General features: G+C 74.7%; 11 protein-coding genes and 1 pseudogene. 6 read left to right on the top strand and 6 right to left on the bottom strand.

Annotated elements, in window-relative coordinates; genetic code table 11:
* Positions 1–138 (bottom strand): DUF1990 family protein (locus tag ACWEVO_RS22515; RefSeq protein WP_452309501.1); only part of this gene is annotated, 138 nt, incomplete at its 3' end.
* A gap of 115 nt (positions 139–253) precedes the next feature.
* On the opposite strand from ACWEVO_RS22515, the gene ACWEVO_RS22510 reads away from it, so the two are divergent.
* A complete protein-coding gene (locus ACWEVO_RS22510) occupies positions 254–739 on the top strand; it encodes a GNAT family N-acetyltransferase (RefSeq protein WP_452309499.1) in 486 nt (161 codons plus the stop codon).
* Between the two features lie 10 nt (positions 740–749).
* Here the strand turns inward: ACWEVO_RS22510 and ACWEVO_RS22505 are convergent, their stop codons facing one another.
* On the bottom strand, positions 750–1172 hold the full coding sequence (locus ACWEVO_RS22505) for an SRPBCC family protein (RefSeq protein WP_452309498.1): 423 nt from the start codon (positions 1170–1172) through the stop codon (positions 750–752).
* A gap of 86 nt (positions 1173–1258) precedes the next feature.
* Positions 1259–1471, bottom strand: coding sequence for a hypothetical protein (locus ACWEVO_RS22500; protein ID WP_452309497.1), 213 nt, complete (start codon positions 1469–1471; stop codon positions 1259–1261).
* A 136-nt stretch (positions 1472–1607) separates the two neighbouring features.
* On the opposite strand from ACWEVO_RS22500, the gene ACWEVO_RS22495 reads away from it, so the two are divergent.
* The 4 genes from ACWEVO_RS22495 to ACWEVO_RS22480 all read left to right on the top strand — a co-directional run bounded on the left by ACWEVO_RS22495 (position 1608) and on the right by ACWEVO_RS22480 (position 5483).
* The gene (locus tag ACWEVO_RS22495) at positions 1608–2720 is read left to right on the top strand and encodes an ATP-dependent DNA ligase (RefSeq protein WP_452309496.1); all 1113 of its coding nucleotides are present in this window, start codon (positions 1608–1610) and stop codon (positions 2718–2720) included.
* A 55-nt stretch (positions 2721–2775) separates the two neighbouring features.
* The gene (locus tag ACWEVO_RS22490; RefSeq protein WP_452309500.1) at positions 2776–4344 is read left to right on the top strand and encodes an alpha/beta hydrolase; all 1569 of its coding nucleotides are present in this window, start codon (positions 2776–2778) and stop codon (positions 4342–4344) included.
* A gap of 49 nt (positions 4345–4393) precedes the next feature.
* A complete protein-coding gene (locus ACWEVO_RS22485) occupies positions 4394–4846 on the top strand; it encodes an N-acetyltransferase family protein (RefSeq protein WP_452309495.1) in 453 nt (150 codons plus the stop codon).
* 106 nt (positions 4847–4952) lie between these two features.
* The gene (locus ACWEVO_RS22480) at positions 4953–5483 is read left to right on the top strand and encodes a hypothetical protein (protein WP_452309494.1); all 531 of its coding nucleotides are present in this window, start codon (positions 4953–4955) and stop codon (positions 5481–5483) included.
* A gap of 221 nt (positions 5484–5704) precedes the next feature.
* On the opposite strand, the gene ACWEVO_RS22475 is transcribed toward ACWEVO_RS22480, so the two are convergent.
* The 3 genes from ACWEVO_RS22475 to ACWEVO_RS22465 are packed head-to-tail and all read right to left on the bottom strand — an operon-like array spanning position 5705 to position 7990.
* Positions 5705–6424, bottom strand: coding sequence for an ABC transporter ATP-binding protein (locus ACWEVO_RS22475; RefSeq protein WP_452309493.1), 720 nt, complete (start codon positions 6422–6424; stop codon positions 5705–5707).
* Positions 6421–7413 (bottom strand): ABC transporter ATP-binding protein, encoded by a 993-nt coding sequence (locus tag ACWEVO_RS22470; RefSeq protein ID WP_452309492.1) that lies wholly within the window; start codon positions 7411–7413, stop codon positions 6421–6423. The genes ACWEVO_RS22475 and ACWEVO_RS22470 overlap by 4 nt, the downstream gene beginning before the upstream one ends.
* A gap of 1 nt (position 7414) precedes the next feature.
* The gene (locus ACWEVO_RS22465) at positions 7415–7990 is read right to left on the bottom strand and encodes an FtsX-like permease family protein (protein WP_452309491.1); all 576 of its coding nucleotides are present in this window, start codon (positions 7988–7990) and stop codon (positions 7415–7417) included.
* A gap of 32 nt (positions 7991–8022) precedes the next feature.
* On the opposite strand from ACWEVO_RS22465, the pseudogene ACWEVO_RS22460 reads away from it, so the two are divergent.
* Positions 8023–8121 (top strand): annotated as a pseudogene (locus ACWEVO_RS22460) (ABC transporter permease); the annotation flags it as partial.

The raw sequence follows: 8121 nt of genomic DNA, 5'->3' as shown, positions 1-8121 counted from the left end.
CACCACCCCGGCCGCGCGGTGCAGCCGCCAGCCGAGCACCGCGTCCGCGGCGACCGGGAAGCAGTCGTCCGGCAGCCGCACCCGGTGGCGCAGGTGGTGGTAGCCGGCCGGCAGGCGTCCGTCGCGGGTCGCTCCCACCTCGGCGTACGTCAGCTCGGGCACGGCCACCTCCTCGCGTGGGACACCGCCAGCGTACGGCCGGGGCGGGTGGGCCGCCTGACGCCGGCCGGGCGGGTTGTGGTGGGCTTGCCGGGTGACCGATCAGGTGACCATCACCCCGGCCGGGGTCGCGGACGCCGGTGAGATCCTCACCGTGCAGCGCGCCGCGTACCTGGTGGAGGCGCAGCGCTACGGCGACCCGTTCCTGCCGCCGCTGACCGAGACGCTGGACGAGGTCCGGGCCGCCCTGGCCGGCCCGGCGATCGTGCTGGCCGCCCGGCTCGGGCCTCGCCTGGTCGGCTCGGTACGCGCCCGGATCGACGGCGACACCGCCCACGTCGGCCGGCTCGCCGTGGCCCCCGACCAGCAGGGCTCGGGCGTCGGCGGGCGGCTGCTCGCCGCGATCGAGACGGCCTGCGCCGGCCGGGTGGCCCGGTTCGCGCTGTTCACCGGCGCGCGGAGCGCGGCGAACCTGGGCCTGTACACGCGGCGCGGCTACCGGGTGGTGGCACACCGGCCGGACGAGAACGGCAACCAGCTCGCGGTGCTGGAGAAGACGCTCGACGCCCCGGCCGCCTGACCGGGCGTGGTCAGCCCTGCTCGCAGCGGCGCTTGAGCCCGTCGGCCTCCTGCCGCAGGTAGCCGCGGATGGTCCGGTCGATGAGCAGCCCGACCAGCCAGGCGAGCGGGCCGCGCTGGGCCATCACCAGCTCGGCCCGGACCCGGCCGTCCGGCAGCGGGACCACCCGGTGCTCGCCGCGGCTGTGCACGCCCGGGCTGTCGGACTCCCAGACGAAGACGTGCGGCGGGTCGATCTCGGTGACCCGCCAGACCGCGGGGCGCAGCCGGGGCTGCTCCAGCCGGGCGGACGAGCCGAGGGTGAACGGCCCGGGCTCCAGCCGGCGCGCGGCGGTCACCGTGGGCGTCCACTCCGGCCAGCGCTCCACGTCGGTCTGCACCGCCCAGACCCGGTCGGCGTCGGCGGCGATCTCGACGGACTCGACGAACCGCATCTGCGCTCCCTCCCCCGTGTTCCAGGGTCAGGCTACGCCCGGGATCGAGGTCCGGTGATCCCGTGCCGGGCCGGGCCGGCGTGGGGTCAGGCGGCCTCGTGGAGGTCGGCCAGGCCGACCGCGGCGTGCCGGCGCAGCAACTCCTCCAGCTCGGCCACCGAGCCGACCTCGCCGATCACGTTGGCGCCGCCGCCGTGCTCCGCGCGGTAGCGGTGCACCAGCCGGTAGCGGTAGCGGCCCCGGATCAGCTGCACGCTGACCCGCCAGCGCCCGCAACACCCGCAGATCCACTCCGGCACGCCGCGAACGGTAACGCTGACCTGCGGTTTCACCATCCGGGTGGCGGGGACGAACGGGCCCGACCCGGGACACGCCGCCCGGCAGCGCCGGTGATCTGCCTCACGACTGTCGGTGGCGTCTGATTGACTGGTCGCCGTGGACCTGCCGATCAACCCGCCGGTCGAGCCGATGCTGGCCAAGAGCGTGCCCCAGCTCCCCACCGCGGCCGGGATGACGTACGAGCCGAAGTGGGACGGCTTCCGCTGCATCATCTTCCGCGACGGCGACGAGGTCGAGCTGGCCAGCCGGGGCGGCAAGACCATGACCCGCTACTTCCCCGAGGTCGTCGCCCAGGCGCGCCGCCAGCTCCCGGAGCGGTGCGCGGTCGACGGCGAGCTGATCGTGATCCGCCGGGACGGCCCAGGCGGCCAGCCGCGGCTCGACTTCGAGCTGCTCGCCCAGCGCATCCACCCGGCCGCGTCGCGGGTGAAGCTGCTCGCCGAGACCACCCCGGCCGACTTCGTCGCCTTCGACCTGCTCGCCCTCGACGACGAGCTGCTCACCGACCGGCCCTACCCGGAGCGCCGGGCCGCGCTGGAGAAGGCGCTGGCCAAGGTCCGGCCGCCGATGCACGTCACCCAGATCACCACCGACCCGGAGACGGCCCGGCGCTGGTTCGACGTCTTCGAGGGCGCCGGGCTGGACGGCCTCATCGTCAAGCCGGCCGATCTGCCGTACGAGCCGGGCAAGCGGCTCATGTTCAAGGTCAAGCACGCCCGCACCGCCGACGCGGTGGTGGCCGGCTTCCGCTGGCACAAGTCCGGCCCGGTGGTCGGCTCGCTGCTGCTCGGCCTCTACGACGACGCCGGGGTGCTGCACCACATCGGGGTCAGCTCCTCGTTCACCGCCGCCCGGCGCAAGGAGCTGCTGGACGAGCTGGCCCCGTACCGCGACGTGGGCGGCGACCACCCGTGGGTGCACGGCGACCACGAGCGCGGGCAGCGCATTCCCGGCGGGGTGAGCCGGTGGACCGGCACCAAGAACCTCGAGTGGGAGCCGCTCCGCCCCGAGCTGGTGGTCGAGGTCGGCTACGACGCGATGGAGGGCGACCGGCTGCGGCACACCGCCCAGTTCGTCCGCTGGCGCCCCGACCGCGATCCGCGTTCCTGCACCTACGACCAGCTCGAGCGGCCGATCCGCTACGACGTGGACCAGGTGCTGCGCGGGGATCCGGCGGCGACCGTCGGGGGCGGGGGCGGCCGGGCGTAGCCTGGCCGTCGACACGATCATGGAAGGCGCCCACGTGACCCGCTTCTCCGACCGGATCCGCCGGGTCCGTACCGGCCTCGCCGGGTTCGCCGCGGCGGTGGTGCTCACCGCCGGCTGCACCCTGCCGGCGATCGCGCCGCGCACCGAGGGCCAGGGTGCGGCGGCTCCGCCCGGCACCGCCCCGGCCTGGCGCGCCTGCCCCGAGGTCCCGGACGAGCTGGTCGGCCGGGGCGCGCAGGGCATGCGCTACGAGTGCGCCCGGATCGCCGTACCCCGCAACTGGGGCAACGGCGCGGCGACCGGCGCGACGGCCGGGCCCGGCACCGGGCAGACCTTCGAGATCGCGCTGATCCGGATCCGGTCGGAGCGGCAGCACGACCGGATCGGGTCCCTGGTGGTCAACCCCGGCGGTCCCGGCGCCTCCGGCGTGGACACCGCCGTCTACCTCTCGTACGGCTCCGGGTTCGGCGGGCTGCCGGCCGCGGTGACCGACCGGTTCGACATCATCGGCTTCGACCCGCGCGGGGTGGCCCGGTCCAGCCCGGTGAAGTGCATCTCCGACGCCGACCTGGACGCCAGCTTCGGCTACGACCCCGATCCCGAGAGCCAGGCGTCGTTCGACGGCTTCGCCGACCTCAACAAGCGGATCGGCCAGCGGTGCGGCGACCGGTACGGCGACCAGCTGCCGCTCTACGGCACCGAGCAGGCGGCCCGGGACATGGACGCGGTCCGCGCGGCGGTCGGTGACGACAAGCTGACCTACCTCGGCTACTCGTACGGCACCCTGCTCGGCGCCACCTACGCCCAGCTCTACCCGCAGCGGGTCCGGGCGCTGGTGCTGGACGGCGCGGTGGACCCGCAGCAGAAGCTGATCGCCGGGTCGGAGAGCCAGGCGAAGGGCTTCGAGCGGGCGTTCGACAACTTCGCCCGGTGGTGCGGGGCGAACGCCGGCCGGTGCCCGATCGCCCCGGACGCCCGGGGCGCGGTCACCTCCGCCATCGACAAGGCCAAGGCCTCCCCGGTACGCGGCAAGGACGGCCGGGAGGCCACCGCCGGCTGGGTGTTCTACGCGGTGATCTCCTCCCTCTACACCGAGACGGGCTGGCAGGAGCTGGCCCGGTCGATCGACGCCTTGCAGGGCGGCGATCCGACCGGGGTGTTCAAGCTCGCCGACGCGTACGCGGGCCGCGAGGAGGACGGGCACTACTCCAACCTGTTCGACGCGAACATGGCGGTGAACTGCGCGGACGAGACGGAGAAGCCGTCCCTCACGCAGATCCGCCAGCTCCAGTCGCAGTGGCGCGCCAAGTACCCGCTCTTCGGTCCGGCCCTCGCGGTCGGGATGCTCGGCTGCGTGCAGTGGCCGGGCGGGCGCGACCCGTACCCGACCGGCAAGGCGGCCGGTGCGCCGCCGATCGTGGTGGTCGGCACCACGGGCGACCCGGCGACGCCGTACGAGCAGACCGCCGCGCTCGCCTCGATGCTGGGCGTCGGCCGGGTGCTCACCTGGGAGGGCGAGGGGCACACCGCGTACCCGCAGACCGCCTGCGTGACGAACGCGGTCGACGCGTACCTGATCTCGCTCACCGTCCCTCAAGAGGGGCTGCGCTGCCCGGCCCGGTGACCCTGCCCGGCCCGTACATCGTCGGTCGGCACTGTGTCAGGCTGCGGGCATGACCGACGTGATCTTCCGGGAGGCGGTCCGCGCGGACCTGCCTGCCGTCATCGCCCTGCTCGCGGACGACGTGCTGGGCAAGGCCCGCGACTTCACCGAGGTGGACGAGGCGTACGAGCGGGCGTTCGCCGACATCACCGCCGACCCGCGCAACCACCTCGTGGTCGCCGACCGCGGCGGTGAGCTGGTCGGGTGCATGCAGATCACGTACATCCCGGGGCTGGGGCGGCACGGCGCCGAGCGGTCCCTGATCGAATCGGTCCGGGTCCGCTCCGACCTGCGTGGGCAGGGGCTGGGCCGGCGGATGATGGCCTGGGCGATCGACCAGGCCCGGGGCCGGGGCTGCGCGCTGGTGCAGCTCACCACCGACAAGTCCCGCACCGACGCACACCGCTTCTATCGCGACCTCGGCTTCGTGGCCAGCCACGAGGGGATGAAGCTGGCCCTCTGAGCGGCCCCTCCCCCGTTCCGGGGAGCCGGCTCCCCGCTGCCGGGGACGGCGGCGGCCCGGCGACCCGCCAGGCTGGACGGGCAGTCGTCCGAACCGGGGAGCCGTCATGTCCGTCACCGTCGCCACGCCCGCAGCCGCTCGGGGCGGCCGTCCCGTGCCCCGCTGGGCGGAACGCGTCGCCCACCTCATCCCGCTCGTCGTGCTGCCGTCCGGCCTGTGGCGGATCGCCCTGGTCGCCGGGGTGCCGATCGGCGCCAGCGCGCACGGCGCGCCGGTCGACCTCGGGTTCGGTGAGAGCGCCTACATCGTCTCGCTGAGCCTGGTGTCGGAGGGGCTGGCGCTGCTCTCCTTCGGCCTGGTCCGCCCCTGGGGCGAAGTGTTCCCCCGGTGGCTGCCGCTGCTCGGCGGCCGGCGGGTACCGCCGCCGTTCGCGGTCACCGTCGCCGCCGCCGGCGCCGTCGCGCTCACCCTGATCTGGGGGTACGCCGCGTGGGGCGTGGTCGTCAACGGCAACGACCTGAACTTCTCCACGGCCGGCTTCGCCCTGCTGGTGGCCTGCTACCTGCCCCTGCTGTGCTGGGGTCCGCTCCTGCTCGCCCTGACGGTCGCCTACGGCCGGCGCCGCCGGCCCGAGTGAGCGCGGCGCCGCGGCCGCTCGTTCCCGGCGAGCGGGGAGGGATGCCGAGGCGGCTACGAACGTGATGGCGTGAACGACTCACCGCATGGCACCCGCGGTGCGTCCCGCCCGGGCTGCCGGCAGCGATCCATCCACGTCATCACGTTTGTAGCGGGCGAGGAGGTTCCCCCGCCTGCGGCGACCGCCCGGCGGCTCGGCCTCCGCCGGTCCCGCGACCGGCGTCAGTCGTCGACCAGGCGGCCGTCGCGGAGGGTGAGGGTGCGGTCGGCCATCTCGATCAGGGCCGGGTCGTGGGTGGCCACCAGGGCGGTCATGCCCTTCGCGTGGACCACCGCCCGGAGCAGGTCCATGATCGAGCGGCCGGTCTCCGAGTCCAGCTGACCGGTCGGCTCGTCCGCGACGAGCAGGTCCGGCTCGTTCGCCAGCGCCCGGGCCACGGCGACCCGCTGCTGCTGCCCGCCGGAGAGCTCGTACGGGCGTTGCGCCGCGTGGCCACCCAGCCCGACCAGTTCCAGCAGCACGGCGACCCGCTGCTCCCGTTCCGCGGCCGGTACCTTGGCCAGCCGCAGCGGCACCCCCACGTTCTCCGCCGCCGACAGGATCGGCACCAGGCCGAAGGTCTGGAAGACGAAGCCCACCGTCCCCCGGCGCAGCGCCAGCAGCTCCCGCTCGCTCGCCGCGGTCACCTCGTGCCCGGCCACCCGGATCCGGCCGGAGTCCGGCCGGTCCAGCCCGCCCACCAGGTTCAGCAGGGTGGTCTTGCCGGCGCCGGAGCGGCCCCGGACGGCGACCAGCTCGCCCCGGCCGGCGGCGAAGGAGACGTCCCGCACCGCATGCACGGCGTGTTCGCCCTTGCCGAAGGTACGGCTCACCCCCTCGACGCGGACCACCTCGTCGGTGGTGGTGACCCGGGCCGGTGCCAGGGAAAGCTGCTCGTTCATGAGTGGTTCTCCTCGGTGTGCGTCCGGTCGCCGGGGCGCACCTCGACGTGGTCGGGTTCCAGGTTGAGCCGGACCCGGTCGCGCAGCGACAGGGCGTCCACGAAGGGCGCCGGCAGCTGCATCCGGCCGGTGCGGTCGAGCACCGCGTACTCCTCGGAGACCAGCTCGGTGCTTCCGTCGGCGGCGACCCGCGCGGTCCGGCGTACCTCGGAGGAGGTCCGGCCGTCGCGGATGGCGACGGTCCGGCGGACCTGGCCAGCGACGGCGTGGTCGTGGGTGACCACCACGATGGTGACGCCCAGCTCGGCGTTGATGGTCCGCAGCGCGGCGAAGACCTCGGCCCCGGTCGCCTCGTCCAGCTCGCCGGTCGGCTCGTCGGCGAAGAGCACCTCGGGGTCGTTGGCCACCGCCACGGCGACCGCGCAGCGCTGCTGCTCGCCGCCGCTCATCTGGCTGGGCTTCCGATTGGCGCAGTAGCCGACGCCGACCAGGTCGAGCAGCTCGCGGGCCCGTTCCCGCCGAGCCCGGCGGGACCGTCCGCCGGCCAGCTTCATCGGCAGCTCGACGTTCTCCAGCGCGGTCAGGTACGGCAGCAGGTTCCGGCCGGTCTGCTGCCAGACGAAGCCGACCACCTGCCGGCGGTACGCCAGCCGCCGCCGGTTCGACAGGGCGAGCAGGTCGTACTCGGCGACCCGGGCGATGCCGGCGGTCGGCGTGTCCAGCCCGGAGAGGATGTTGAGCAGGGTCGACTTGCCCGACCCGGAGGCACCGACGATCGCCACCAGCTCGCCCCGGTCGATGACCAGGTCGAGGCCCTGGAGGGCGACCACCTCCACCCCCTCGGTCTTGAAGATGCGCACCAGGCCGTCGCAGACGATGTGCCCACGCAACCGGTCCCGGCCGCCGGCCCGTTCCGCCGCGCGCTGCGCGGCGCGCTGCTGGAGGGCGGCCAGGTCCGGCACGGCGGACACCTCGGCGGTCGCTGTCATCTCAGCTCTCCTCTCCGAGCCGGAGCACCTCGCCGAGGCGCATCCGGCGGTTGTTCAGGGCCTCCACGGCGACCGCGAAGCCGAGGGCCAGCACGGCGAGGCCCAGCACGCCGGCCACCAGGCCGGGTTCGAAACGCACCGGCACCGCCACCCCGCCGGTGAAGGCGGGCAGGCCGAGCACCGGGGTGAGCAGCACCGGCAGCAGCGCGCCGACCACCGCTCCGGTGAGCACCGAGGCCAGCACGAGCGGGGTCAGCTCGACCAGCAGCAGTCCGCGCCACTGCCGGCGGGACAGGCCCATGGTGCGCAGCCGGGACAGCACCTGCCCCCGGCTGCGCGCCTCGGCGAGCACCGCGAACGCGAGCGCCAGCAGGCCCAGCGCGCCCCCGCCCGCCGCGCCGATGGCGAAACCGAACACCAGCAGCCCGTTCACCCCGCTGCCGCCGAGCTCGGCGCGGACCGCCGTGCGGGTGAGCACCTCCGGCTGGCGGGGCCGGTCCACGCCGGTGAAGCCACCGGACCGCTGGTACTGCCGCTGCCCCTCGTCGACCACCGTGGCCACACCGGCCCGGTCCACCCGGTCCCCGGCGAGCAGGAACCCGGTGGGGGCGAGAGTCGCTGCTGGGCTACTTCTGGTCGCTGATCGAACCCCTCGGCATGGGCCTGATCTACTGGTTCGTCTTCGGCGTGCTCTATTCCGGCGCGACC

The organism is Micromonospora sp. NPDC003776 (genome assembly GCF_053605645.1).
This window is presented reverse-complemented; position numbering and strand designations above follow the sequence as displayed.

Coding starts and splice junctions, on each gene's coding strand:
- ACWEVO_RS22505 (WP_452309498.1), bottom strand. CDS start 1,172: ATGCGGTTCGTCGAGTCCGTCGAGATCGCCGCCGACGCCGACCGGGTC.
- ACWEVO_RS22485 (WP_452309495.1), top strand. CDS start 4,394: ATGACCGACGTGATCTTCCGGGAGGCGGTCCGCGCGGACCTGCCTGCC.
- ACWEVO_RS22480 (WP_452309494.1), top strand. CDS start 4,953: ATGTCCGTCACCGTCGCCACGCCCGCAGCCGCTCGGGGCGGCCGTCCC.
- ACWEVO_RS22475 (WP_452309493.1), bottom strand. CDS start 6,424: ATGAACGAGCAGCTTTCCCTGGCACCGGCCCGGGTCACCACCACCGAC.
- ACWEVO_RS22470 (WP_452309492.1), bottom strand. CDS start 7,413: ATGACAGCGACCGCCGAGGTGTCCGCCGTGCCGGACCTGGCCGCCCTC.